The organism is Chryseobacterium sp. JV274 (assembly GCF_903969135.1).
GTDB lineage: Bacteria > Bacteroidota > Bacteroidia > Flavobacteriales > Weeksellaceae > Chryseobacterium.
Genome location: NZ_LR824569.1, coordinates 3,869,271 through 3,893,508 on the forward strand (window position 1 = coordinate 3,869,271; position 24,238 = coordinate 3,893,508).

Below are 24,238 nucleotides of genomic sequence, written 5' to 3' on the forward strand. Positions count from 1 at the left end.
TTTAAATCAATGAATCAGAATATAAATCAGCTCAATACAGTTCTTAACTACGTAAAAGAAACTTTTGTAGGCAAAAATGATGTCGTAGATCTGTTGGGAATATGCCTTTTGGCAAGAGAAAATGCCTTTTTGTACGGTCCTCCGGGAACAGCAAAATCAGCTATTGTCAGAACATTGGCAAAAACAGTGAAAGACGGGAAAAACTTTGAATATTTATTAACCCGCTTTACAGAACCAAACGAAATCTTCGGCCCTTTTGATATCAGAAAACTGAAAGAAGGAGAACTTCTAACCAATACAGAAGGAATGATGCCAGAAGCTTCCATGGTCTTCCTGGATGAGATTTTTAATGCGAACTCTGCTATTCTGAATTCCCTTTTGATGGCACTTAACGAGAAGATTTTTAAAAGAGGAAAAGAAACAAAACACTTACCTGCACTGATGTTTGTAGGAGCAAGTAACGTTCTTCCGGAAGATGAAGCATTGAATGCATTATTTGACCGTTTTCTGGTAAGAATTAATGTAGATTATGTAAATCCTGAACTATTACAACAGGTACTTTTAGCCGGAAGAAAACTGGAAAACCAAGAAGAAACTGAAGTTCCCGAGATTTATGCCGATGAGATCAGGCAGCTCCAGAGCCTATGCCGGACAATAGACCTTAAACCCATTTATGAAGTATATCTGAATACCATTATGAGTCTTAGAAATACAGGAATTGCTATTTCAGACCGTAGAGCCGTAAAGCTTCAGAACCTGATTGCCGCAAGTGCCCTGATCTGCGGAAGAAAAGAAGCGGTGCTTTCTGACCTTTGGGTGTTGAAGCATATCTGGGATACAGAAGAACAGATTGAAATTCTGGAAGGAATTATCAACAGAACCATAGAAAAAGACGAGCACCCAGATTCCCATCCACAGGCTATGCACAACAAAACACCCAATCCTGAGGAAGTCATGAAAGATGTGACAATTCTTGTAGAAAAATGGAATGGCGGAATGCTGAGCTTTGAAGAACAGAATGTAATAAAAGATAAACTGAGATATCTGCAGACCCGTTGCGACTGGATCAGAAATCCGGAACAGAAACAGTATATCCAGCAAGAAATTGAAAGCTTATGGCAGAAAATCCTTCAAAGCGTTTAAAAGAATTCTGGGCAGAACTTCCCCGTGCTGATGAAGACTTTCTGGGCTCTATCAGAGACTGGAAAAATGTTCAGATCGCAGTGGATGAAGAAACAATCTGGCTGAAAGGCTTTACTGACGAACAGGTAGAAGCTCCGGAAATACAACAGTTACCGGACTTTATCCTGTATGAACTTCGGGAGGGTCTTTTATTCAGGAAAGAGGCTTTGGTTCCAAGTAAAAAAATGAGGACAGCATTGCTTTGGATACCTATAGACAAGGCATTGCAGCTTACTTTTCCGCCTTCCAATCAAAACTATTTTGGAATTCATGAACAGGTTCAGGTAAGAGTAAAAGAAAGCAATGAAGAGCAGCCGGTGATTGCTTTACTGAGTAATATTACTGATATTAAAGAAAGTATCGCTGCATTACCTAGGTTTAAACTAGAAAAAATAAAATGGACTATTTTAGGAGATAAAGCCCTGTTTATAGGGATTCCATTATTAAGCTTTCCCGGAAAAACATATTGGATAAAAGACAGGCATTTATTGCCGGCCGGGTTGGATTTTGAATTTAAAAACCTAAGCACAATTTTACAGCAGAAATATAATAAAGATCTGGAAGGATGGTTACTTTGGGATGAAAATGGAAATTACCTTTTAATAAAAGAAATAGATTTCCGCCCATTGTCCGTAAGCTCATTCCGTCTTACAGAAAAATCAAAAGAATGGAATTAAAGGCCTATTTCCAGTCCTACGAAAATTACTTTTGGGAATGGAAAACTGATGAAGATGTTCCTGGTGATTCCGGGTATCATGACAACAATCTCCTCTCGGTACCGGGAGTGGGAGCGATAGCGTACAGGCCCTATGTGATGGAGATTCTCAAAGAACTTCAACCACAGGGATGGCCTCCGTTTGGAGCCCTGCTTATGGTTTTATATGCGATGCAGGATGGTTATATTGATTTTGCCGGCCCTTTGAGACGCACCGCTGAGTTTTACAGCATTGGAAATTTTGATTTCAATGCAGAAAAAGAAATTCAATTTCTTGAAAAAATACAATCACTTCCTAATGTTTATAAGCAGAAGCAAAACAGAATTGTATTGCTGCAGACTTTATTCAGCAATGGCCACAACAGAATATCTTCAGTAAATGCTGAAGCAAATATAAGAATCTATTATAAGCGGCCGCATGAGCTTGTTTCCAGTGCAGAAAAACAACATGCTGGTCCATCTGTTTTAAACAAAGATTTAAGCGCATTGAATCTGAACGAAAAGTTTCCTACAGTACAATCCATCATTGATGCGATGAAGGGACTGGTTGAAGAACCTGAACTGGATGATGAGGTCATAAAAGAAGAAACAACGACGGATACTGATAAAGATTTTATCAAAGAATTAATTGAAGAACCAAAGACATTTCAGGTAGGAAGTCTCATCAAAAGAATATGGAGTGGTCTGAAAATTCCGATGCGCCACCTTTCTCCCGGAGAACAGCCTATCGGAGGAATTTCTGATATGACCAACAAAGGTGATTTTCACAGGATGCTTCTTTCTGAGTTTGCCAATGAAGATGATATATTCATGAATCGGGTAGCCAATAATGAAGCTCTTTATATTCAAAGAGAGATTCCGCCTGAAGAAAATATTTTTGAAAGAATTATCCTGATAGATACTTCCCTCAGAAACTGGGGAACTCCAAAAGTTTTGGCTTTTGCCTCTGCAATTGCTGTTATCAAACATCCGAAAGCCCATTCTGAATGTAAAGTTTTTGCTTTAGGACAGGCAGGAGTTCCGATTGCGCTTAACAAAGTGGAAGAAGTGGTGGAAAACCTCAATCAGGTAAGTCCGGTTTTGGAAGTGTCAGAAGCATTGGAAAGTTTTTTTAACCAGGAACATACTGAAAAAGATATTGAAGTTTTCTTCATTACCCATCAGGAGAATATGGAGGATGAAAAAGTTCAGCGAGTAGTTCTTCAGAATAGAGACAGACTAAAGTTTCTGGTGACTACAACATCAGATGGGGAAATTAATTTTTATAAACATCATAAAGGAGCCAGAAAACATATTCAGAAAATAAAACTTCCATTGCAGGAACTATGGGCCAATCCGCCACAGCAAAAACGGTCTGTTCAGAACTTCAATGGAAAGAAAACCGATCTTCCACAAAATTATCCGATTTTATTCCCAACCCCTGTTAATAAGATCGCTAAGTTTTTATATGAAGGAGAATTTTTTATTTTGAGTTCAAAAAAGCAATTATTGAAGACTTATCTTTCTGATAATTATTACGACAAACATTCCTATGATTACTATAAAACACATCATGGCTGTGAAGTGTTGTTTGATAATATTTCCATAAAACCAAAAGGACAGTTTGCCCTTGCAAAAGACAAACAGCAGCACTTTATTCTGTGCCAGTATCAGTCTGATCAAAAATTAATATCAAAGCTTAATCTGAATACAAGAGAATATTCTGAGCAGAATCTTACAGGAATGAATATTCCGGAGTCCTACAAACTGATTTATTTTGGGCGGAGTTTTTATCTGCATCACCCGGACAATTCTACCCACTATAAAATAAACAGAGATGGAAATATTTCTGTGGAACCTATTACCGGAAAAGATAAAGAATTTGAAAAAAATAATATAAAGGCCGAAGCGGAAGTTGCCAAACTGAAGGGAAGCGGATTGAAGATTATCAATAATTTCAACAAAATAGGAATCAATCAATATGAAAATCTGGTTATTTCCGGACATGAATTGTACAGTGCTTCAGAAAACACACTGGATTTTTCCAAAAATAAGTACGAGATTAAAATTTTTGCTGAGCAGAATAAAAATAAATTTACATTCCCCGACGGAAGCGAAATTATTACAGATTCACGGGGAATGCTGACTTTCCGGAGCAGCAATAAGAGTATTGAAGAATTTTTCCTTCCTTCCACATCTCATGGATTCCTCTCTTTGGCAACCTATACTGAATTTGGCGGATCAGAATATTATCTTCCGGAACATGCCCTGTTGAAAGTAAGAACAATGGACGATATGTGCGACAGGTTTTTGAAACCGTTTATAGAACAGATTTTGGATTATGGAGCTTAGAATAAAACCTTTCCCGAAAAATAATTATCCCAAAACGGGGCTTTTGATCAGAGGCTCTTCACCTGTGGTATGGCTTCAGGAAATGGAAATGCTTGGAATTAATGTAAACCAGATAAGATCTTATGCAATTCCTGCAGACAATCCCAATGTACTGTATGGTTGTTTCCTTGTTTTTACTGACAATGCTCCGCAGGAAATAGGCAGAAATGCTTACTTTCAGTGTGTAGATAACAGGCTTTTCATTCCTGAAAATACTACTTTTTATCCCAAAATAAATCCGGAAGACTGGGCGCAGCTTGATTCCCGTTTTCTGATTATGCATCCCGAATTCGGCCTGGTAAAACTATCTGAGGAAATCGAATGGATTTCATTAATTCAACAGCCCGGTATTATAGACGAAAGCATCAGAAAACCACTGAACGGAGTTTCAATTCCTCAAAAAATAGAAAGCTATACCGTTGAAATTGATGACGAAAAAGTGATGGAAGCATTACAGCCAAAGCAAACCGAAGAAGAATGGATGAATAACCTTCCGTTTGACCTTAAAAAAGTAATGGCCGGGAATAAAAAAGAAATAGAAAAGTACTTACAATACATTGAAAAATATCCTGAAAGAGCAGTAGATCTAGGCGTTTCTCTGGATGTTATGGGAACTTCCAGAGGAGATGGCTTTGGCAAATTTACCTGGCTGGAAGGATTATTTGGCGGAGGTTCCGGAGGTAAAACCGACAGTGCAAGAACAAGAAATTTACGCAGAATTTTCTGGGCAGTAATTATCGTGGCTATCGTCTTAAAGATTGCGTTGCCTTCAGATAAAAATAATCCCGATCAGGAAGAAAATACAGCCTCTTCCGGGAAAATTGCAAACAACGCTGTAAAAGCACCTTCTGATATGATTGCTTTCCAGTCCGGAATTTCTGAAATTGATCTGAAGATAGATTCTATATATCATCAGGAGAGAAAAGAATTGTCCAAAGAACTTATTCATGCCGGGATCATAGAATCCAAAACAAAAGAAGACAAGGAGAATTATAAAAAAGCTGGCGGAAGAGAGGTCAGTGAAATAGGAAGAGACATTGGAAAGCTTGTGAATAAAGAAAAACAAAGCAGAGATTCTCTTAAAACCATTTATACCCAAAAGATTACAAAACATCTTGAACAAAATACAGAAAAACTGAAACGTAAAATTTCAGATTCTCTAAAGCAGTATACCAAAGGAAAACCTGTAAACGGAGAAGTCGTAAAATTCCTTCTGAAAAAGAGAAAAGCTTTAATGGCTGATTCCTTGGGAAAACTTTACGGTACATTTGATATTGTAGACCCTTCTTCTGCCTCCATTGACAAATCAAAAGTGAAAGCAGTGGGAACGGAAGGAACTCCATTGGAGAATAAAGCCCCGGTTTCAGATATTATGTATATGGTGATCCTGATGATTGCAGGAGTAGGATTGTATTTGTTTTTATTTAAAAATAAATCATTAAATCTTGGTGGTGATAACGTACCTGTATGGGTAAAATTTATTTTAATAGCAATCCTTGTGGTGATGCTGGTGTACTTATTTTATCCATTAGTAAAAATGTTTGGCTACAATTGGTTTGTATGGGTTCTCGTAATCTGTGTGATGCTGCTCCTTTATCGATTGTTCAGAGATGATAAAACCATTTTAAAATCCGATGATGATGAATAAACAGAAATTTATAGACAAATTTATGGCAGCATTCCTATTGCTGGCTATATTTAAGGTCATCGGAATCGTTGCCCAGTTATTTCATGAAAGCTTTTGGAGTGTAGTAGGAACATTGGCTATTTTCTTAATTGTAGCCGTTATTATCCTTCTCGTGATCACTTCTTTAAAAGATAAAGAACAAAACAACAGAAATTCAGCAGGAAGAAAAGGTGGAGGAAGCAGCAGTTTCTATCTGGAAAATTCACTTTTTGACAGAATACGAAGCAAATACGAAGAACTCGCTGAAAAATATATTGCTGAAAACGATTATAAAAAAGCAGCCAGAGTCTATATGAATTTGCTGCAGGATAATTACAGAGGTGCAAAAACACTGGAAAATGGTGGATTCTACAATGAAGCAGCCGTAGTCTATCTTAAAAAGCTGAACAACAAATCCGATGCTGCAACCTGCTATGAAAAAGCAAAGCAATACAAAAAAGCCATTGACCTCTATAAAGAAATGGAGCAGAAAGAAAAAGTAGGCGATCTCTATAAAGAGATCAACGATCTTAAAAATGCCCACAACTATTATCAGATGGTTGCAGATGACTATACCGTCAATAATCAAATGGTGAAAGCTTCTTTGGTATACCGCAAAAAAATGGAGAAAACGGAAGAAGCACAAAAAGTACTGCTGAAAGGTTGGGAAGAAGATAAAGATGCATTCAATTGTTTGAATAACTACTTTGCCAATATTTTTGATGTTAAAAAACTGGAATCTGAAATTCAGCATTTATATCAAAAAACTCCGGCCCACAAAAAGATCACTTATCTGGAGGCTCTGAAATATGAATTCAAAAAAGATCCCAAATTGCATACAGCAACCAGAAACATAGCCTATGAAATAATTGCAGAGAAAGTAGCCACGCGTTCAGAAATTGTCAATGAACTGAAATTCTTTAATCCCGATGATGACATCATTTTGAAAGATATTTCAAGGTTTAAAACAGGAAGAAATAAAATGTTCAGGAATTAAATATTTAAAGATTGAAGAATTTAAAAATTAAAGAAAAGTTTCTCTTTGAAAAAAAGAAACATTCTCCGCTTCATCAAATCAATTGTAATTGATCCCTAAAAATAAGAAACTCTTGAAATAAAAGATGACATAGCAATTCTGTTTTTGTTGGAAAATCGCAAAGACGCAAATATTTTATAAATTTAATATATGATTTTTAAGGCGCGAGAAAATTGAAAATTTTCAGCAAGGGTGGCTTATTAATTAGTTGTATTATATAGAACAATATTATTAGCAGTATTAAATTTTATCGGAGATAAAATCCTCGCGCCTTAAAGCACAATTTTTTGATATTATTTTGCGCCTTTGCGTATATAAAACCTTCCAGAAATTGTGAATACTATAAAAATAATACCAAAAAAGATTTATCTTTGCCCCAGAAAATTATGACAATACAAAGAGCACATATCAATGCAGAACTATGCGAAAGTCCTTCTATAAAAGGATTATTCGGGTATGATGAGATGATATGGAATGAGGCGAAATGTGCTGACTTTGGAAATTATTTACTGTAAACTTGTAAAAAATTAATCAAAATACAACAGAAACGCCTCGGAAAACCGAGGCGTTTTTTGTTTTTTAGGTCAGAAATTATTTGGAATGAAAAAAAATAACTATAAACATGAAAAATTTTTAATAAACAATGAAACTTTAATACGATAAAATAGAGTGATAAGCAACCCGGTGAGAGACAGTCATTTAGGTAATTAAGATATCTGCAAAATATTGCGGACAGAAATTCTCTATTCTGAAAATTAAGTATAATCAATTGATTATCAATAATTTAAATCAAAAATTTATTTGCAGATTCCAAAAAATCATATTTACTTTGCAACCGAAAATTGAAAGCAACAGGTTTTCAGGATTCAATTAAAAATAATTTAAAACAAACAAAATAAAATGAAACAGTTACACAACATATTCAATCAATATTCAAGACTATTCGGACAGGATCCGGCAGGTGTTGCATGTATTCTTGAAAGTGGAATTGTGGATAAAAGGTGCTTATATACGTGGGTCAGCTAATGATCTCTTACGTTAAAATATATGAAGCGCCTCCCGAAAAGAGGCGCTTTTTTTTATGGTTTCTTTAGCTTATTTGGTAAAGCGCCGGTCTGTGGAACCGGAGAACAGGGTTCGATCCCCGGAGATACCCAAAATATAAAATCCCATGGCTCAAATGGTTATAGCATCGACCTGATACGTCGAAGGTTGAAGGTTCGATTCCTTCTGGGATTACAAAAATGTGATTTGTGAAATTAAAAATTGACAAGCGAAGCGAATTGAAAATTGACTATTCACAAAATTAAAACAATCTCATAGCTCAAATGGTTAGAGCACCGGTCTTTTAAACCGGGGGTTGAAAGTTCAAATCTTTCTGGGATTACTATAAAGGTTCCGTAGCTCAACCGGATAGAGCATGGGTTTTCTAAACCCAGGGTTAGAGGTTCGAAATACAAAGTATTCGTGAATGCTATAAAGTAAAGTATGAAATTCATGAACAATCCTCTCGGAATCACAAAAAGGTCTATTGAGGTAATGGCTAACCTGCCCGACTGTCTCTTGGGCACTGCGAGTTCGATTCTCGCATAGACCGCAAAGATTCATAAAAGATTTCGGTTCCGACTGTCTCTCGGAAAAGAATTTTAAAGTGAATCTGCAAAACTGGAAAGATAACGGTGGTTGTTTACCCGTCTTGGACGCGGGAGGTCGCAAGTTCGAATCTTGCTTTCCAGACAATTTGTTCCATTAGCATAGTGGTAAGTGCATTCGGCTTTCTACCGAACGACAAGGGTTCGATCCCCTTATGGAATACAAATGATTTCGTAGCTCAAGTGGTTAGAGTATCGGTCTGATACACCGAAGGTTGAAGGTTCGAGTCCTTCCGGAATTACAATGATTTTGTAGCTCAATGGTAGAGCACCGGCCTGTTAAACCGGAAGTTGAAAGTTCGAATCTTTCCAAAATCGCAGGTAACTAATTGTTAATTGTTTCAGGAGAAAAAGTAAAAGTTTGTCGAGAGCAGAAGATCTTTACGCCAAACACAGAAAATACTGACAAACTTTTTCTGATCTCTCCAAAGACAGTTAGAATTGAAGATATCATTTATAAATTTTTAGGTAAAAATAAAGTTTGTCGAGCGCAGAAGTTCTTATATCAAACAAATTAAGACAGACTTTATTTTTTAATCTGATGGTTCGCCGAAGTGGAAGAGTCGGGGCGGTCTGCAAAACCGTTGTGTAAACTGAGTGGGTTTGAATCCCATAACCATCTCAATAAACTAAAATGAGATTAGTTCAGGAGAAAAAATAAAAGTTTGTCGAGCATAGACGATCTTATATCAAACAAAAAAATAATGACAAACTTTATTTACTCCACAAAGAATTAATTACTCATGAAATCCGGAAGTACGCCGAAGTTGGAGAGTCGGGGCAGACTGTAAATCTGTTGCTTCATTGCTGAGTAGGTTCGAATCCTACTACTTCCACCAGCCACTGATAATGTAATGGCAGCATGCAGGAAATGTACTCTTGTTGTTTAGGTTCGATTCCTGGTCAGTGGGGTTAAGCTCTATTCGTCTAACGGTGAGGACGCCTGCCTTTCGAGCAGAAAATAAGGGTTCGATTCCCTTATAGAGTACTGGATGTGAATAGCTGGTCAATATTGAATCGATATAATACCATGAAAGTTCAGATTTTTTTAAAAATTGGCCAGTTACCATTCACAAAAAAAATGAAGAAAAGAGAAAAGGTCTGTCAAGAGCAGAAGATCTTTAGTCAATAAAAATAGACAGCCTTTTACTTTTTAAAAAAACAAAATACATTAGGAAATGAGAAAGGTTTGTCAGGCGCAGAAGATCTTTACAAATACTAGCAGGCATAATTTATAAACAGACAGAGCTTTCTCAAACCTAAACACAATATGATAAGCAATGAATAGTGAGCAATAAGTAATAAGCTGTACAAAAATTACTCATTATATATAAATGCCACGGGAATGGTGGAATGGCAGACACTCTTGACTTAGGATCAAGCTTTTGGGGGTTCGAATCCCTCTTCCCGTACCAAACATAAATACTAAATAATGCTATAATCTGAAAATTACTCATTATTTATTAAATCCGGAAGAGTGGTGTAGAAGGCCTGCACGTTAGTCTGAAAAACTAGAGGTACAGGTTCAATTCCTGTCTGTTCCACAAAAACATGAATGATAAGTAATGAGCAATGAGTAATCATTGATACCTGACTGATTTCTGGCATTACTCATTACCAATTACTTATTACTCATTAATTTAAATACTGATTCATAGTGTAATAGACAGCACACAAGATTTTGATTCTTGGAGTTTAGGTTCGAGTCCTGATGAATTAACAACGTTTACTCTGATAGTGTAATGGCAGCATCTCAGTCTCCAAAACTGATGGTATCGGTTCGAGTCCGGTTCGGAGTGCAAAAAATAGAAATTAGAAACTAGAAGTTAGAAATTATAACAGCTAGTGATCATTTATCAATTATCAACAATCATTTATGAATTAAAACATGTAGAAAAAATGGAAACGCAACAACAAACATGGCAGAATATGAACGGAAAATTTTTCCACAACTCTATCACACGGCTGGTAGAAGAAGCCATCATCCGCGAACAGGCAAACGGACACCGTCTGAAAGTATGTGTAGGATCAGACTCTCATGTGTACGGAGATGCCATCAGTTATGCTACGGCAGTAGTATTTATTCGTGAGGGAAAAGGAGCGTTTACCTTTATCAGAAAAGAAAGAGAAATACAGAATATCAGTATCAAGGAGCGAATGCTGAATGAGGTCAACAAATCCGTTGAAATTGCATCCGCGATCTGTTCTGTGTTGGATACTTATGGTGTGGAAATGGAGGTACACGCAGACATTAATACCGACCCCGATTTTAAATCCAATGTCGCATTAAAAGATGCAATGGGATACATTCTGGGAATGGGATATGTGTTTAAAGCGAAACCTTTTGCCTTCGCAAGTTCCAATTGTGCGGATATGATGGTTTAAACAGATAAGAAGTCAGAAGCTGGAAGTTTTTAGCATTATAATATTTAAGTATCAAGCTTCTAATAAATTAACGAAACAATGGAAATGACAAAAAGATTATTATTTCTGGATGATATAAGATATCCGGTTGAGGCATATCATTATACCAAACAGGAGATTTTCCTCAGAAGTGACTGGAATATCGTTCGGAATTACGAACAGTTTGTCAACAGGATTTTGGAAAAAGGACTTCCGGAAATGATTTCTTTTGACCATGACTTGGCAGATGAACACTATTTGGAGCCGGATTCTCAGGAATTTGTCGAAAAAACAGGATATGACTGCGCCAAATGGCTGATAGAATATTGTATGGATAATTATCTTGATCTTCCAAAATTCTATTGTCATTCTATGAATCCTGTAGGAAAGGAAAATATTCTTAGCCTTTTAAAAAACTTTAAAAAACTGTAATGGACATTTTTAGATATATTCAAGATATAAAAACTCATCTGAAACTCACATTTGATGACGTGGACAGATGGTTTAAAAAAGATAAAAAAACGTTGAATTATCAACCTTCAAACGGAGGTTGGACGATTCAACAGATTTTAGAACATATTTATCTTACGAATTTTTACTTGCTAATCCTTATTGAAAAAGGTTTCAAGAAAGCAATGAAAAATTCTTTGAATCTTGACCTTGAATCTGAAATTAAAAACTACAGTTTCAATAAGGAAAACTTTGACACGGTAGGTGAACATGGCGCTTTTGAATGGATAAGACCGGAACATATGGAACCGAAAGGAGAAATGAATCTGGATGAAATCAGAAGTCTGATTACTCAGCAATATCTTCAGTGTTTACAATATCTGGAAGTAATGGAAAATGGTGAAGGTTTCTTGTATAAAACAACAATGACGGTGAATGAACTGGGGAAAATTAATGTATATGAATATATTTATTTTCTGTCACTTCATGCCCAAAGGCATATTACCCAGATGAAAAAAAACGAATCAGAAACGATTAAAAACTAAAACAAAATGATTTTCAAAACATATAACTCTATAGAAAATGCTTACCAGGCCCGCGTGATCGAACAGATCAGAATGCAGGGTTTTGGGGATGAGGTTTTCATAGTACAGGAAAAAGTTCACGGAGCTAATTTCTCTTTCTTTACCGATGGAAAGGAAATTAAAATTGCGAAGAGAACTGCTTTCATCGAAAAAGATGAGAAATTTTTCAATGCACATCAGATGTTGGAACGCTATAAAAAAAATGTAATAGAAGTGTTTCAAAAAGTGAAAACGATTTACCCGGATGTAGAAACTGTAGTGATCTACGGTGAATTGTTCGGTGGCGGCTACAAACATAATGAAGTGGAACCCGTAAAAGATACTGTGAAGGTACAGAAAGGTATTGAATATGCCCCTCACAACGAATTTTACGCTTTCGATATCAAGTTGAATGGAATTACCTATTTGGATACAGACGTTGTCAATCAGATTTTTGAGGAGACAGGATTTTTCTATGCTAAAATCTTGTTCCAGGGAACTCTTGAGGACGCTTTGAAATTCCCCAATGTTTTCAATTCAAAAATTCCAGCTTGGCTGGGACTTCCTGAATTGGAGAACAATATGTGTGAAGGTACCATTGTAAAAACTTTGAAAACCAAATACTTTGGAAACGGTGCAAGAATTATTCTGAAAAATAAGAATGAAAAGTGGGTCGAAAAGTCCAAAATGGTTAAAAAAGAAGGTAAAACTGTTCAGAAACAGGTTCATTTCAGTGATAAAGCTCAGGAGATCTGGGAAGAAATCCAAAAATATGCTACAGCCAACAGATTAAATAATGTGGTAAGCAAAATCGGCGAATTCCAACCTAAAATGATAGGAAAGGTAATTGGTCTTTTTTCACAGGATATTTTAGAGGATTTCCAAAAAGACTTTCCGGCAGCTTTCACAGCTATTGAAAAAGACGAGCAGAAAAGGATCAATAAAAAATTGAATTCTTTAGCAATTGATTTTATAAAAGAAGAGTTGATGACTCTTAAAGTGTAGTTTCGGTAATTTTTTACCGAAACTTTTTTATGTGTAAACTTAACCATCAAAATAAGATAAGTATCAAAAATCTTTGATTTTTACTAAGCAGCTAGTTTGTCATTCCGATAGGAATCTCGATAGATAAAAATAGAGGTTAGATTCTTTCAGAATGACAGGCGTTATGGATATTTTTTATGGTTCAAAAAAAGAAAAAACTATGTTACAGGCAGAAATAAAAAGTCTTTTAAAAGAAGACATGAGTATATTGATCAAAGTCCCTAACTCAGGAAAGTACTATTTGTGTGATTGTGGAGAAGCGAGTTTATTGACTGTGAAAGAGGTACAGTCTACATCAGCCATCTTCATCAGTCATACCCATATTGATCATTTTTCAAATTTCGATGGAATTTTCAGGTATCAGATCGGAAGTGGAGAAAAAGTGGTGATCTGTGGACCAAAAAATATTCATCAGCAGGTTGAAGCAAGGTTAAAATCTTACACCTGGAATTTGATCGATGAAAAGGCAATTGCATATGAAATTCGTGAGATTGTTTCAAAAGATGAAATTAATATCTACGCCCTTCATCCGCCACATTGGAATGTGGAACTAATTAATACCCAAGATTTCCTTTTTGAAGACGAATATGTAAACGTTGATTTTGCTATTCTGGATCACAAAACAGATTCCATCGCTTATCTGTTTAAAGAAAAAGATTCGGTAAGATTTAATGAAAATATTTCCGGCTTTAGAAAGGGAAAGTGGATCAGCGAGTTGAAGACCGCTTTTGGAAATAATGATGGAGACAAAGAAATTGAAATTGAAGGAACTGTTTATAACGCAGCAGATCTCTTTCATTTGTTAACCCGAAATACCGGATACAAGCTTGGTGTCATCATGGATCATGCGGCAGAAGAAAACAATTACGAAAAAATAAGAACTGTATTTGGAGGAGCAGATCTCGTGTATATTGAAAGCTTTTATAAAGATACAGATCAGGAATTTGCAAAGATCAATTACCATAGTTTTGCTTCTGCATCAGGAAAAATAATGAATGAATGCCAGGTGAAAGATGCAGCCCCGATTCACTTTTCAAGAAGATATACGGAGCGTGATCAGGAAGAAATTGAAACTGCTTTTTATAAAGCATTTCGTAAGAATTAATTAAAAATATTTATTAAACAAAAACTATAAAATCCACAGATTGCATATACGTGTAGTTGGCATTCTGACGAAGGAAGAATCTCTTTCAAAATGAAGATAGATTATTCACTTTTCCACAGACTCTCAGACTGTATTTGGAATGACAGTGGGAATGTTGTAGTTAAAAACAATTAAAAAAAAAATGAAACCCAATATATTTTTTACAGCTGACCATCATTTTGGTCATGAAAATATTATAAAATTTTCAGAAAGACCTTTTGAATCTCTGGATCATATGAATGAAGAACTCATTAAAAGATGGAACAAAAAAATTCAACCCGGTGATACAGTCTACCATTTAGGAGATATGAGCCTTGGGAAACCAGATTTTACAAAAGAGATTTTAGATAGATTGAATGGTAATATCCATCTCATCAAAGGTAATCACGAAGGTGCTGCTCTCACATATCCCAAGCGGTTTGCTTCCATCAGAGATTATCACGAACTGAAAATTGATGAAGCAGATAACAGCAACGGAAAACAGAAAATTATTCTTTTCCACTATGCTATGCGTACCTGGAATGGCTCACACCGCGGTGTCTGGCAGTTATACGGCCATTCACACGGGACATTGCCGGATGATGAGATGGCACTCAGCTTTGACGTAGGAGTAGACTGCCACGATTTTTACCCGGTTTCCTACGAAGAAGTCAAAGAATTGATGAAAAGGAAAAAGTGGACACCACCATTTGCTCCAAGAAATTAATTACAAGTAATAAGTAATGATTTGATGGAAGGAAAAATGAAAATAATATTTCATTGCGTATTGAACAGCCTTCATCATACATTTTACTTTTTGCATTGTACATTTTACAATAACATGAAAACAACCAATGAGATCATAATTATTGATCTGGAAGCTACGTGCTGGGAAAACGACAGAATTCCCATCGGGCAGAAAGTCGATATTATAGAAATAGGGATTTGCAAATTAAACTTAACATCAAAAGCAATTTCCCAAAAACAAAGCATTTATGTAATTCCTGAAAGATCAGAAATCAACAGATTCTGTACAAAACTGACCGGAATTACTCCTCAATTGATAGAAGAAAAAGGAATTTATTTTGAAGAAGCCTGCGAAATGATCAGAGATCAATACCGTTCTGCGCCACTTACATGGGCAGGATACGGAAACTTTGATGGAGAACAGATCATAGAACAGTGTGACTGGCTTGGAATAACAAACCCTTTTTCAGAAAACTATATGAATGTGATGCATGAATTCAGAAGACATTTCAGACTGCACAAACAAATAGGGCTTAAAAGAGCCTTGAGCTATCTGAATATGGACTTTGAAGGCACCCATCACAGTGGAGCAGATGATGCTTACAATACAGCCAGAATTTTAAGTAAGATTCTGTAAATAATTAGGATGGATGACTGAAGCTGGGAGCTGGAAGTAAATCACATGCTGTAAAACTTCCCTCTTCCATCCTTTAACAATTAAATTTTAAACAAGTGAAAACAACAGAAAACATATTAATAGTAGACCTTGAAGCAACATGTTGGGAAAACTACCCGCCAAGAGGTCAGGAAAGCGAGATCATCGAAATTGGGGTATGCATCATGAATGCAAAGACCGGTAAGATCTCCAAAAATGAAGGGATTTTAATAAAGCCCCAATACTCAAAAGTAAGTCCGTTCTGTACGGAACTTACTACTCTTACCCAAAATATGCTGGATGATGAAGGAATCATGCTGGATGATGCATTCGATATTCTGAGAGCAGAATATGATTCAGAAGAACTTACATGGGCGAGCTACGGAAACTACGATCTGAATATGCTTCAGAACCAGGCAAGAAGGTTCTATACAGATTATCCTATGAGTGATGACCATATCAATGTGAAAACATTATTCGGACAAACTCATCCTACCATCAGGAAAAGTGTTGGGATGAACAGGGCTTTGGGTGAATTGGGTATGACTTTAGAAGGTACACACCACAGAGGAGTGGATGATGCCAAAAACATTGCAAAGATTCTGCATTGGTGTCTGAAGAATTATTAAATAATCTGAAGTTACAACAGATCAATTTAAAAATGAAGACTGTCTCAAAGCATGAGATAGTCTTTTTTTATTTTGTAAGTGTATAAAATTTAATGAATTATCATCCTGATTTTGATATTTTAAATAAAATTAACGTATCTGTGCAATATAATGGTTTCATCACAAGGTATTATAAATTCTAAAATTAAGACACTAAACAATGTGTAAATATCAAAGTAGAGAGTCTTTAGACACTTTTTTATTAATATATCTTTAAACAGGGAATTGTTTTTATGTTGTCAAAGTGATGGTATCAGTTGTTTTATTAACTTAATATTTTGTTAAAAAATTCACTTTAATGGGATAATTTACTGTCTGCCAGTCATTTTTTTATATTTTAGCTGATAAGAATGAATTTATGCTTATTGATGGTGTTTTTGAGATAAAAAAATTAAACTATAAAATAAAGGAAATTACTCCTTTTCTTAAAAAGCTTACACCAAAAGGTAAAAAAGAAGTTGCTGTTCTTTTAAAAAAATATAATAATAAAAAACTGAGCCGCAATACAATTTGTGTATTGGCTTCTTTGATTTGCTGCAAAGCGGGAAATGAGTACAATGACAAATCCGGATATGTTGTAATACCGGCTTATTTTGTCGACGAATTCTTTGAAAATCACCTTCTTGAAAATACCTCTTTTTTGAACAATTTATTCAATTCTTATCGTTGTGTTTATCATAATGGCCTGTTTAAAATTTTATATAAGAGACTTTGTTTTTCAGATTCTTTTTTTTCAATGAAAAGCAATGAAATTTTATCAAGTGCTGTATATCAATATAATACCAAGGAAGGAATGGCGTTTCCGGATGTTTGGATGAAGCTGAATTCATCTTCTCTGCAGATGCATTATTTATTCCTCTCTTTGGGACTGTTTAATAAATACGAAACACTCTCTGGTACGGCTTTTGAAGCCTTATTAAACAATACAGTTTCGGATGATTTTAAGAAACAGAGATTAGAAATATCAATCGGTAAAAAGGTCAGTTTTGAATGGACAATAGTAAAGATACTTACAGAAAAGTTTTTAAAACTTATCAACCTGATTACCAATCGAAATATAGCTTTCAGAAAACTGCTGATCCCCATTCTTTCAGCTGTTGAGAAATCAATTTTTAATGTTAAAAGCTCTCCAATTTTTGTTATGAACTGGTAAAGCAGAACCAGACCAAGACAATTATCGGACTGCTGGAAGAATGGAAAAAATGAATAACCTGAAACAAATTTATACATCAAATTAGAAGCGCATGAAAGAAAGACTTTATGAGATCCTTAATGAGGAAAAGATACATGAGATTATCCCTTTTCTAAAAGAACTTAGTATTGAAGAAAGGAAAACCCTGGTGCCCTCTATAAAGAAAATGGACAGGGAAATCAGTAAAATTGTAATGACTAAAAACTCCTACCACACGGCAGGATCTGTAAGCCAACATTCCATTATTGATATTGCTTCATTTGTCTGTATGGATAAAAAGAATTTCGGTAAAAACTACTGGAGTCTTTTCCGTAATGCAGAACAGACCGAACAGATTCTGGAGTGGGGCTGCCCAGAATGGTTTTCAGACTTTATCAATGAATCCGTAGAAGCTGAATTTACAGCGTTTAACTATAAAGATATTTTAGGATGGACAGAAAAAGGCTATGTACAGCCCAAACCGGAATTGCTGGGACATCATCTGAGTAATTATCCGGCTGAACTGGACCGTCATCCCGAAACCCTTAATACCCACTTTTGGTACTTATGTGAATATCCTTCCAAATCTTTACCTTTCCGTAAAGAATGGTTTCCTATCGTTCAGAAACTGATCACAGAAAAAAAGATTGAAAGAAAAAGATTTTTAAAAGAATGCCTTCTGGCTTCCAACAGAAATTTTAATAAAAATGTCACGGGCTGGTTTATGGATGCATTTACATCATTAAAACCAACTGAAGAAGAACTTTCTGAGCTGCAGGATGAATTGCTTGCAGGGTTGGCCTCCTCACAGTCAAAAGCTGTGAATACCATATTATCACATTTGAAAAAAATTGTGGGAGTTCCTGATTTTAAGAATGATGAGTTTTCCCATTACCTTCCGAATCTGCTGAGCTCGGAAGTAAAAACAGTGGTTGTTTCCAGTCTGGTACTGACCGAAAAAATATTTCAGAGAAAGAAAATAGATCCTGAAATGCTGGGAATGGCTCTAAGTACAGCATTTGTCAGCAAAGATGATGGAGTACAGTCAAAAGCTGCGAAAATTATCCTTAAATATATTCCGGCTTCAGAAAATATGATAGAAGCTCTTTCACACTATTCGGATAATATACTGACTAATGTGCGTCCTCTTCTTATAAAATATATTGAAGAAACACAACCAGAGCTTGAGGCAATAGCTTCAGAAAAACTATCTCTGACTCCAGAAGAAAATGCGGTGAAAGTACTTGAGAACTTTGAAGACCTGATGTTTTATCTTCCTGTGGCCATGGATGATCCGTACAGTCATCATTGTGATATTGCTTTGGCTGGATTTATCCGTTTTGCCGGTGATGTAAATGCTGAGTCTGTGAAATTAATAGAACCCGTATTTTTGAAAGCCTGTAAAACAATTGCGAAATGGGAAGTTCCCTATCTGAATGTTTTACTATGCAATGCTATTATTAACTATGGTTTGGATTTACTGGAAAAATATCCGATTCAGCTTAAAAACCTGGAAAAAATTTACCATAAAACCAAAGATGAGGAAGCCGAAAGAGAATCTTACTCCAATTATCAGAAAAAATTGGGACCGATTGAAAATGTAGGAGCAGATTGCCCCGCCAGAATCGCGTTTAAAGAGCTTGCTATTTATGCGTATGAAAAAATAAAGTCAGGAGATAAAATCCCGCTATTGTTCCCGGTTACCCATGCTCCATGCTGGATTTCCCCTGTTACACTGGTGGAAAGATTAGAGAGCTATCAGAATAATAATATCGTACCTCATCATCTTGATATTCAGCTGGCATTGCAGCGTTGTGCTTTAGACAATACTTCAGAAGCTGTGATAGAAGCTGAAAAAAGATTAAAGGGAGAATATAAAGAACTGTTACTTTTCTTCTTTGGCAAAAATGCTAGACCGGAAGGAAAATTTGAACACCCTTCATGGTGGATGACTGCGGGAATTACCCGTTCACCGGAAACTGTGTTTGAAGAATTCAGCAGTTTTGGATATGATGATATTCCTGTAGAATTCTTTTCAGGGGTCTACAAATGGAAAACCATCGATAATAAGAAAAACTCATATTATCCTGTAGAGCTGAAAATTGTTCTTCCCAAATATCATCTTGTAAAAAGGAAAGACCCTTTATTCGTGGAATATTTCATTGCCGAACAGAAAGAACTTACCGAAATCCCTGCTTTGATGCTGTGCTTTCCGAATACTCCGGCAAATGCTTTGGCAAAAGTAATCAAGCACTGCCTTTTCTTTTCAGGAATTGCCGAAGTTTATGAAAGAAGCCTGGTTTTGAATACTGCGAATGCGCTTTATCAGATCAAAAAACCTTTGGATGAAATCGGGTATTTGTTCTTAGGAACTATTTTCCTGGACAGCGATAAAACGATCCGTGGTACAGCAGCTGAAATTTGGCTGGAACACGTTTCTTCCCAAACGATGGATAATGCATGGTTAGGAAGAGTAATCGGTCTCCATGAAAAGCTGGAATGGGCTCCTGTTAAAAGATTGACAGATCTTATACAGCATCATATGCTGAATGTAAGTAAGAACCATAATATTGCTCTGGAAGAATTGATTTCCAATATATTGCTTCAAATGGAAACGCCGGTTACCAATCTGAAAAAGATTCTGGAGATCTACCATGAAGTATTGGCCTTGAATCACTCAGAAGCCAATAGGGAGATAATCGGGAAACTGGATAGCTGGAAAGAAAATTCAAGTCTGAAAAAAATCTGCAGTCTTCTTCTGAAAAAATAGATTATGGAGGGTACGCTTATTTACAACTACTCAGGAACATCCTCTTTAGTAAGGAAAGATGTGCTTGAAGAACTTTTTCTCGCTAAATACAGTGAGGTCCATAAAAATACCGATGTCCCATGTTTTTTCTGGGGGAATGTCAGGCAGCCTTTTATTTTAGCACGCTGCCTGATTGCACTTTCCAATATTGTGAAATCCAGTTTTAATCTGTCTCCGTTTCAGATGGGACTTCTCAAAGATCCAATAGTAACAGCCGGAAATCAAAAATTACGCTTTGAAGGTTTTTCTCACTGTGCCGGAGTCTACGCAAGAGTTGATATACTGCCTGATGGTTTGGAAGGAGAATTTCTGGAAAACGGAACTACAAATGTAGATTTTAACCAGCCTATGATAACAGCCCTGGGAAGTATCCGCCCGAATGAAAAAATTATGCTTTCCGTAGGTGAAAAAGAAGTGGCTCTGTATAAAGAAGAAGAAAAAGTAATAGAAAGAAAAGTCCCTTTGCCATCAAAATGGATTAAAGGACTGGGAACGGTTCAGGTTTATTTATCAGAATCTGAAAAACGATATGCTTTTAATAAAATCCAGACACAGCAGCTGTTCCGGGGAATGCCGAAAGGAACTATAAAGTCCGATTATTATCTGATTGTGAGAGGAAATAAACCCTTTTTTTCTCCGGTAAAATCTGCAGATGCTGTTTGTATAGGCGGGCTTCACAGGCTTCGTCTTTTAGAGCCTCTGCTTCCTTATATTGATTCTATGCAGGTTTTTCCACATTCTAATATGCAGTCTACAACATGGCAGCTTTATATGGGACATATCAGATTCTGCTTTTCTTTGTCAAGAGAGTGCTGGAGAGGTTTCTCAGGAGAAGGTGCTGTATTGGAAAGCCTGATTTCTGAAGTCTCTGATGAGTGGATTGATGCTTTGGATAAGTATGCCTATGCCAATCAATCTTTTAATCCCTCCATGTTTGCTCTGAAGGAAAATCTGAGTTTCAGTAAAGCTGATAATGTTACAGGAAGACTTGCTGCAATGGGATTACTGGGCTATGACCTTGATGATCATGAATTTTTCTACCGCAGACTTCCTTTTAAATTGAGCCGTATTATTGGCCTCAACCCCCGTATAAAAAATGCCGAAAAGTTGATAGAATGCGGAAAAGTAGAAATTTTAAATAACAACAAAGAAAGAACAGAAGCCAGAGTAGAAGGAACCGGTGTGCACCATACAGTAATCATTGAAGAAGAAAAAGAACGCTGTACCTGCGAATGGTTTAGTAAGTATCAGGGAGAAAGAGGTCCCTGTAAACACGTGTTGGCAGTGAAGAAACTGGTAAACAGTTAAAAAGTTCTCCTATCTGATTTTATTATCTTGTTGACAGTAGCAAGGACACAAAAATTTTGTATCCCCTCATAACTTTGATTTCTTGTGCCTGTGCGTTATTTCAGTAGCTGACAGGTATTTTCATCTCAATCTTTTACCTGTCTCATCCATTCCTCATAGCTAAGTACCCCCAATTCCGGTTTACTTTCTCCTTCAAGAATAGAGATAAACTCAAGCTGGTTTCCATCCGGATCATTGAAATAAATAGCCAGTGCCGGCATCCATGCAAATACCATTGGTTCAACACTTCCATTTTTTAAGAAATTGTAGGGCTTTAAATCTTTATTTTCTAAAAACTCCACTGAATAGTTTAAAATATCTTCCTTACTGCTGGAAAAGGCAAAATGTCTGGTCTGAAGATTCTCCTTCTGCTCCCACAATCCCAACATAAATTCTTTCTCTTCTCCAACCCATAAAAAAGCAATAGGTCTGGTTTCATCCCTGTGACCCAGTTTCAATCCTAGCACTTCTGTATAAAACTGTATCGCATTTTCCAGATTGCTCACCTGGACATGAGTTTCATATATTCCCTTAATCATAGCTTAATTTTAATGGCAAAGCTAGAAAACCCTTTCTGAAAAACAGATCAGAGATGATTTTTTTAATGAAAATGAATGATAGAAGGATTTTATAATTAGGGATTAGAGATTAGGTTGTTGGTAAATATCACTATCTGTTTTCAAAATCAATTCAATAGAGGTGGGCTTTAACCCGCCTTACAAGCAACTCATTCATCCGGCTTCAGCCAAAATTTAAAAATCTGCATGAATTTTTTAAAAATATTCAATGTATTAGATCTAATCCCCAATTAAAGAAAAAAAACAAAGAAAAATTTTCTACGCAAAAAGGTTGCGCAATACTGTTTTTACTTTGCATCAGAAATCAGAGAGGAAGTACCAATCTTTCCAATGTTTAACCAAAAACAGTAACCATGAAATTTAATTTTTTTAAAAAAGAAACTAAAGTAGTATTGAACTACGAAGGTGAAAAAGCATATGCGATGACACCTGCCGAAGAATTGTATAGTGCTGTTGTTACAACAGGACTTTCAGATACCAACTATGAAAAAGGAAATGACAGATTGAAAAGAATCCAGTCTCTGATCAAAAAAAATGATCCCGAATTTGTAGCTAAACTGGCGGTGTATGCAAGAAAAGATATGTATCTCCGTTCCATTCCATTGGTATTGACTACCGAACTGGCGAAGCAGGCTTCCGGTACGGATCTGGTAAGTAAAACGGTAGATAAAGTAGTACAGAGAGCAGATGAAATTACAGAATTACTGGCGTACTACCAGCTTGCAAATAAAAGAACAGATACCAAAAAACTGAACAGACTGTCAAAGCAGATTCAGAAAGGTTTGGTAAAATCATTTAATAAATTCGATGAATATCAGTTTGCAAAATACAATAGGAAAGCAGAAGTAACTCTGAAAGACGCACTCTTTCTGGTTCATCCGAAAGCTAAAGATGAAAATCAACAATCTGTTTTCAATAAAATTGCCAATAATACATTGGAAACCCCTTATACATGGGAAGTTGAACTTTCTGTTTTGGGGCAGACGAAATTTGCAGATGATACAGAAAGAAAACTGGCTTTCAAAAACAAATGGGAAGAACTGATCTTCAGCAACAAATTGGGCTATATGGCAACCATGAGAAACCTGAGGAATATCCTGGAAGCCGGAGTATCATCTGATGCCATGAATAAAGTCTGCAGATATCTTTCTGATGAAAGAGCAGTATCCAATTCAAAGCAGCTCCCATTCCGATTTCTGGCGGCCTACAGAGAATTAAAGACTATAGATTCTCCTTATTTGGCTTCAGTATTGGAGGCATTGGAAGATGCTGTGGTAGTAAGTGCTAAAAATATCAAAGGCTTTGGTTTTGATACTTCGGTAGTTATCGCTGCGGATGTATCCGGTTCTATGCAGAAAGCAGTTTCCAATAAAAGTAAAATTTTGCTGTATGATATCGGTTTGCTGATGTCTATGATCTTGCAGTCACAATGTAAAAATGTGGTAACAGGTATCTTTGGTGACCGTTGGTTAAGAATTCCAATGCCTAAAAACGGTATTTTAAGAAATGTAGACGCATTTTATAAACGAGAAGGTGAAGTAGGCTATTCTACCAATGGTTATCTGGTCATCGAAGATCTGATCGAAAGAAAAGAACAGGTAGATAAAGTAATGCTTTTTACCGATACTCAGATGTGGAACAGCATTGGAAGTAGAAACTCTTTTGAAGACCTTTGGAATAGATATAAAGCCATCGCTCCTCATGCAAAACTGTATATTTTTGACCTGGCAGGTTATGGTCAACAGCCACTTGATGTCAGAAAGAATGATGTATACCTTATTGCAGGTTGGTCAGACAAAATTTTCGATGTGCTGAATGCTTTGGAAGACAAGAAATCTGCAGTGAAAATGATTCAAAAAGTAGTGCTGTAGTTGGCACTGCTTTTAAAAAATAACATAATAAATCAGTTGTAAATCCGTACGAGTTTAGAATTTTTATAGAGTTGAGGTTATTTTTAGCAGAAGTTTCCAAGTCTTGAATTTTTGGTTCTTTTGCATCAAGGCAAAACGAACAGAATTTAAATAAAAAATATACTACGTAAAAAGATTGCGTACATGCA

General features: G+C 36.1%; 20 protein-coding genes and 15 tRNA genes. 34 read left to right on the forward strand and 1 reads right to left on the reverse strand.

The window, feature by feature from the left end; genetic code table 11:
- Positions 1 to 9 precede the first annotated feature (9 nt).
- From CHRYMOREF3P_RS17890 to CHRYMOREF3P_RS18045, 33 genes are all read left to right on the forward strand, one after another.
- Positions 10 to 1,143 carry an AAA family ATPase gene (locus tag CHRYMOREF3P_RS17890; RefSeq protein WP_180565170.1) on the forward strand — a complete coding sequence of 378 codons (1,134 nt, stop codon included), beginning with the start codon at positions 10 to 12 and terminating at the stop codon, positions 1,141 to 1,143.
- Positions 1,116 to 1,859 (forward strand): hypothetical protein, encoded by a 744-nt coding sequence (locus CHRYMOREF3P_RS17895; protein WP_180565171.1) that lies wholly within the window; start codon positions 1,116 to 1,118, stop codon positions 1,857 to 1,859. The genes CHRYMOREF3P_RS17890 and CHRYMOREF3P_RS17895 overlap by 28 nt, the downstream gene beginning before the upstream one ends.
- Entirely contained in the window at positions 1,850 to 4,228 is a 2,379-nt protein-coding gene (locus CHRYMOREF3P_RS17900; RefSeq protein WP_180565172.1) for a hypothetical protein, read from the forward strand. Before CHRYMOREF3P_RS17895 ends, CHRYMOREF3P_RS17900 begins: the two co-directional genes overlap by 10 nt.
- Positions 4,218 to 5,915 carry a hypothetical protein gene (locus CHRYMOREF3P_RS17905; RefSeq protein WP_077413915.1) on the forward strand — a complete coding sequence of 566 codons (1,698 nt, stop codon included), beginning with the start codon at positions 4,218 to 4,220 and terminating at the stop codon, positions 5,913 to 5,915. Before CHRYMOREF3P_RS17900 ends, CHRYMOREF3P_RS17905 begins: the two co-directional genes overlap by 11 nt.
- Positions 5,908 to 6,930, forward strand: a complete 1,023-nt coding sequence (locus CHRYMOREF3P_RS17910; RefSeq protein ID WP_077414231.1) for a hypothetical protein — start codon at positions 5,908 to 5,910, stop codon at positions 6,928 to 6,930. Before CHRYMOREF3P_RS17905 ends, CHRYMOREF3P_RS17910 begins: the two co-directional genes overlap by 8 nt.
- 425 nt (positions 6,931 to 7,355) lie before the next feature.
- Complete coding sequence (locus CHRYMOREF3P_RS17915; RefSeq protein ID WP_077413916.1) at positions 7,356 to 7,484, forward strand: penicillin-binding protein; 129 nt, start codon at positions 7,356 to 7,358, stop codon at positions 7,482 to 7,484.
- Between the two features lie 385 nt (positions 7,485 to 7,869).
- Complete coding sequence (locus CHRYMOREF3P_RS24280) at positions 7,870 to 7,995, forward strand: hypothetical protein (protein WP_257468843.1); 126 nt, start codon at positions 7,870 to 7,872, stop codon at positions 7,993 to 7,995.
- A gap of 63 nt (positions 7,996 to 8,058) precedes the next feature.
- Positions 8,059 to 8,126, forward strand: a tRNA-His gene (locus CHRYMOREF3P_RS17920).
- Positions 8,127 to 8,134: 8 nt separating this feature from the next.
- Positions 8,135 to 8,208 (forward strand) — tRNA-Ile (locus CHRYMOREF3P_RS17925).
- Between the two features lie 74 nt (positions 8,209 to 8,282).
- Positions 8,283 to 8,356 (forward strand) — tRNA-Lys (locus tag CHRYMOREF3P_RS17930).
- 7 nt (positions 8,357 to 8,363) lie between these two features.
- Positions 8,364 to 8,488: transfer RNA gene (locus CHRYMOREF3P_RS17935), tRNA-Arg, on the forward strand.
- A gap of 6 nt (positions 8,489 to 8,494) precedes the next feature.
- Positions 8,495 to 8,566: transfer RNA gene (locus tag CHRYMOREF3P_RS17940), tRNA-Asp, on the forward strand.
- 68 nt (positions 8,567 to 8,634) lie between these two features.
- Positions 8,635 to 8,706: transfer RNA gene (locus CHRYMOREF3P_RS17945), tRNA-Pro, on the forward strand.
- A 6-nt stretch (positions 8,707 to 8,712) separates the two neighbouring features.
- Positions 8,713 to 8,784 (forward strand) — tRNA-Glu (locus CHRYMOREF3P_RS17950).
- 5 nt (positions 8,785 to 8,789) lie between these two features.
- A tRNA-Ile gene (locus tag CHRYMOREF3P_RS17955) sits at positions 8,790 to 8,863 on the forward strand.
- Positions 8,864 to 8,867: 4 nt separating this feature from the next.
- Positions 8,868 to 8,939: transfer RNA gene (locus tag CHRYMOREF3P_RS17960), tRNA-Asn, on the forward strand.
- A 222-nt stretch (positions 8,940 to 9,161) separates the two neighbouring features.
- Positions 9,162 to 9,243 (forward strand) — tRNA-Cys (locus CHRYMOREF3P_RS17965).
- A gap of 130 nt (positions 9,244 to 9,373) precedes the next feature.
- A tRNA-Tyr gene (locus CHRYMOREF3P_RS17970) sits at positions 9,374 to 9,460 on the forward strand.
- Between the two features lie 77 nt (positions 9,461 to 9,537).
- Positions 9,538 to 9,609, forward strand: a tRNA-Glu gene (locus CHRYMOREF3P_RS17975).
- A gap of 351 nt (positions 9,610 to 9,960) precedes the next feature.
- A tRNA-Leu gene (locus tag CHRYMOREF3P_RS17980) sits at positions 9,961 to 10,036 on the forward strand.
- Between the two features lie 56 nt (positions 10,037 to 10,092).
- Positions 10,093 to 10,165 (forward strand) — tRNA-Phe (locus CHRYMOREF3P_RS17985).
- A gap of 184 nt (positions 10,166 to 10,349) precedes the next feature.
- Positions 10,350 to 10,420: transfer RNA gene (locus tag CHRYMOREF3P_RS17990), tRNA-Trp, on the forward strand.
- 100 nt (positions 10,421 to 10,520) lie between these two features.
- Positions 10,521 to 11,006, forward strand: a complete 486-nt coding sequence (locus CHRYMOREF3P_RS17995; RefSeq protein WP_180565173.1) for a ribonuclease H-like YkuK family protein — start codon at positions 10,521 to 10,523, stop codon at positions 11,004 to 11,006.
- Between the two features lie 78 nt (positions 11,007 to 11,084).
- The gene (locus tag CHRYMOREF3P_RS18000) at positions 11,085 to 11,456 is read left to right on the forward strand and encodes a cyclic-phosphate processing receiver domain-containing protein (protein ID WP_180565174.1); all 372 of its coding nucleotides are present in this window, start codon (positions 11,085 to 11,087) and stop codon (positions 11,454 to 11,456) included.
- Positions 11,456 to 12,019, forward strand: coding sequence for a DinB family protein (locus CHRYMOREF3P_RS18005; RefSeq protein WP_077413919.1), 564 nt, complete (start codon positions 11,456 to 11,458; stop codon positions 12,017 to 12,019). Before CHRYMOREF3P_RS18000 ends, CHRYMOREF3P_RS18005 begins: the two co-directional genes overlap by 1 nt.
- Before the next feature lie 6 nt (positions 12,020 to 12,025).
- Entirely contained in the window at positions 12,026 to 13,042 is a 1,017-nt protein-coding gene (locus CHRYMOREF3P_RS18010; RefSeq protein WP_180565175.1) for an RNA ligase, Rnl2 family, read from the forward strand.
- A 199-nt stretch (positions 13,043 to 13,241) separates the two neighbouring features.
- Positions 13,242 to 14,186 carry a peptidase gene (locus tag CHRYMOREF3P_RS18015; protein ID WP_180565176.1) on the forward strand — a complete coding sequence of 315 codons (945 nt, stop codon included), beginning with the start codon at positions 13,242 to 13,244 and terminating at the stop codon, positions 14,184 to 14,186.
- 181 nt (positions 14,187 to 14,367) lie between these two features.
- On the forward strand, positions 14,368 to 14,931 hold the full coding sequence (locus CHRYMOREF3P_RS18020) for a metallophosphoesterase family protein (RefSeq protein WP_077413922.1): 564 nt from the start codon (positions 14,368 to 14,370) through the stop codon (positions 14,929 to 14,931).
- A gap of 114 nt (positions 14,932 to 15,045) precedes the next feature.
- On the forward strand, positions 15,046 to 15,588 hold the full coding sequence (locus CHRYMOREF3P_RS18025) for a 3'-5' exonuclease (RefSeq protein WP_175627195.1): 543 nt from the start codon (positions 15,046 to 15,048) through the stop codon (positions 15,586 to 15,588).
- Between the two features lie 95 nt (positions 15,589 to 15,683).
- The gene (locus tag CHRYMOREF3P_RS18030) at positions 15,684 to 16,235 is read left to right on the forward strand and encodes a 3'-5' exonuclease (protein WP_180565177.1); all 552 of its coding nucleotides are present in this window, start codon (positions 15,684 to 15,686) and stop codon (positions 16,233 to 16,235) included.
- 397 nt (positions 16,236 to 16,632) lie between these two features.
- Complete coding sequence (locus CHRYMOREF3P_RS18035) at positions 16,633 to 17,427, forward strand: hypothetical protein (RefSeq protein ID WP_180565178.1); 795 nt, start codon at positions 16,633 to 16,635, stop codon at positions 17,425 to 17,427.
- Between the two features lie 91 nt (positions 17,428 to 17,518).
- A complete protein-coding gene (locus tag CHRYMOREF3P_RS18040; RefSeq protein WP_180565179.1) occupies positions 17,519 to 20,215 on the forward strand; it encodes a DUF6493 family protein in 2,697 nt (898 codons plus the stop codon).
- 3 nt (positions 20,216 to 20,218) lie between these two features.
- Complete coding sequence (locus tag CHRYMOREF3P_RS18045) at positions 20,219 to 21,562, forward strand: SWIM zinc finger family protein (protein ID WP_077413927.1); 1,344 nt, start codon at positions 20,219 to 20,221, stop codon at positions 21,560 to 21,562.
- 125 nt (positions 21,563 to 21,687) lie between these two features.
- Here CHRYMOREF3P_RS18045 and CHRYMOREF3P_RS18050 read toward each other — a convergent pair whose 3' ends face one another.
- Complete coding sequence (locus CHRYMOREF3P_RS18050) at positions 21,688 to 22,140, reverse strand: VOC family protein (RefSeq protein WP_180565180.1); 453 nt, start codon at positions 22,138 to 22,140, stop codon at positions 21,688 to 21,690.
- A gap of 392 nt (positions 22,141 to 22,532) precedes the next feature.
- Here CHRYMOREF3P_RS18050 and CHRYMOREF3P_RS18055 point away from each other — a divergent pair, with 392 nt between their 5' ends.
- Entirely contained in the window at positions 22,533 to 24,050 is a 1,518-nt protein-coding gene (locus CHRYMOREF3P_RS18055) for a TROVE domain-containing protein (RefSeq protein WP_180565181.1), read from the forward strand.
- Positions 24,051 to 24,238: the final 188 nt, after the last annotated feature.

Excerpts from the sequence above, each read along its gene's own strand:
- CHRYMOREF3P_RS18015 (WP_180565176.1), top strand. The coding sequence starts at position 13,242 with ATGTTACAGGCAGAAATAAAAAGTCTTTTAAAAGAAGACATGAGTATA.
- CHRYMOREF3P_RS18020 (WP_077413922.1), top strand. The coding sequence starts at position 14,368 with ATGAAACCCAATATATTTTTTACAGCTGACCATCATTTTGGTCATGAA.
- CHRYMOREF3P_RS18055 (WP_180565181.1), top strand. The coding sequence starts at position 22,533 with ATGAAATTTAATTTTTTTAAAAAAGAAACTAAAGTAGTATTGAACTAC.
- CHRYMOREF3P_RS18040 (WP_180565179.1), top strand. The coding sequence starts at position 17,519 with ATGAAAGAAAGACTTTATGAGATCCTTAATGAGGAAAAGATACATGAG.
- CHRYMOREF3P_RS17910 (WP_077414231.1), top strand. The coding sequence starts at position 5,908 with ATGAATAAACAGAAATTTATAGACAAATTTATGGCAGCATTCCTATTG.
- CHRYMOREF3P_RS17900 (WP_180565172.1), top strand. The coding sequence starts at position 1,850 with ATGGAATTAAAGGCCTATTTCCAGTCCTACGAAAATTACTTTTGGGAA.
- CHRYMOREF3P_RS18050 (WP_180565180.1), bottom strand. The coding sequence starts at position 22,140 with ATGATTAAGGGAATATATGAAACTCATGTCCAGGTGAGCAATCTGGAA.
- CHRYMOREF3P_RS17915 (WP_077413916.1), top strand. The coding sequence starts at position 7,356 with ATGACAATACAAAGAGCACATATCAATGCAGAACTATGCGAAAGTCCT.
- CHRYMOREF3P_RS18035 (WP_180565178.1), top strand. The coding sequence starts at position 16,633 with ATGCTTATTGATGGTGTTTTTGAGATAAAAAAATTAAACTATAAAATA.
- CHRYMOREF3P_RS18005 (WP_077413919.1), top strand. The coding sequence starts at position 11,456 with ATGGACATTTTTAGATATATTCAAGATATAAAAACTCATCTGAAACTC.
- CHRYMOREF3P_RS18010 (WP_180565175.1), top strand. The coding sequence starts at position 12,026 with ATGATTTTCAAAACATATAACTCTATAGAAAATGCTTACCAGGCCCGC.
- CHRYMOREF3P_RS17895 (WP_180565171.1), top strand. The coding sequence starts at position 1,116 with ATGGCAGAAAATCCTTCAAAGCGTTTAAAAGAATTCTGGGCAGAACTT.
- CHRYMOREF3P_RS24280 (WP_257468843.1), top strand. The coding sequence starts at position 7,870 with ATGAAACAGTTACACAACATATTCAATCAATATTCAAGACTATTCGGA.
- CHRYMOREF3P_RS18000 (WP_180565174.1), top strand. The coding sequence starts at position 11,085 with ATGGAAATGACAAAAAGATTATTATTTCTGGATGATATAAGATATCCG.
- CHRYMOREF3P_RS17890 (WP_180565170.1), top strand. The coding sequence starts at position 10 with ATGAATCAGAATATAAATCAGCTCAATACAGTTCTTAACTACGTAAAA.
- CHRYMOREF3P_RS18045 (WP_077413927.1), top strand. The coding sequence starts at position 20,219 with ATGGAGGGTACGCTTATTTACAACTACTCAGGAACATCCTCTTTAGTA.
- CHRYMOREF3P_RS17995 (WP_180565173.1), top strand. The coding sequence starts at position 10,521 with ATGGAAACGCAACAACAAACATGGCAGAATATGAACGGAAAATTTTTC.
- CHRYMOREF3P_RS18025 (WP_175627195.1), top strand. The coding sequence starts at position 15,046 with ATGAAAACAACCAATGAGATCATAATTATTGATCTGGAAGCTACGTGC.
- CHRYMOREF3P_RS17905 (WP_077413915.1), top strand. The coding sequence starts at position 4,218 with ATGGAGCTTAGAATAAAACCTTTCCCGAAAAATAATTATCCCAAAACG.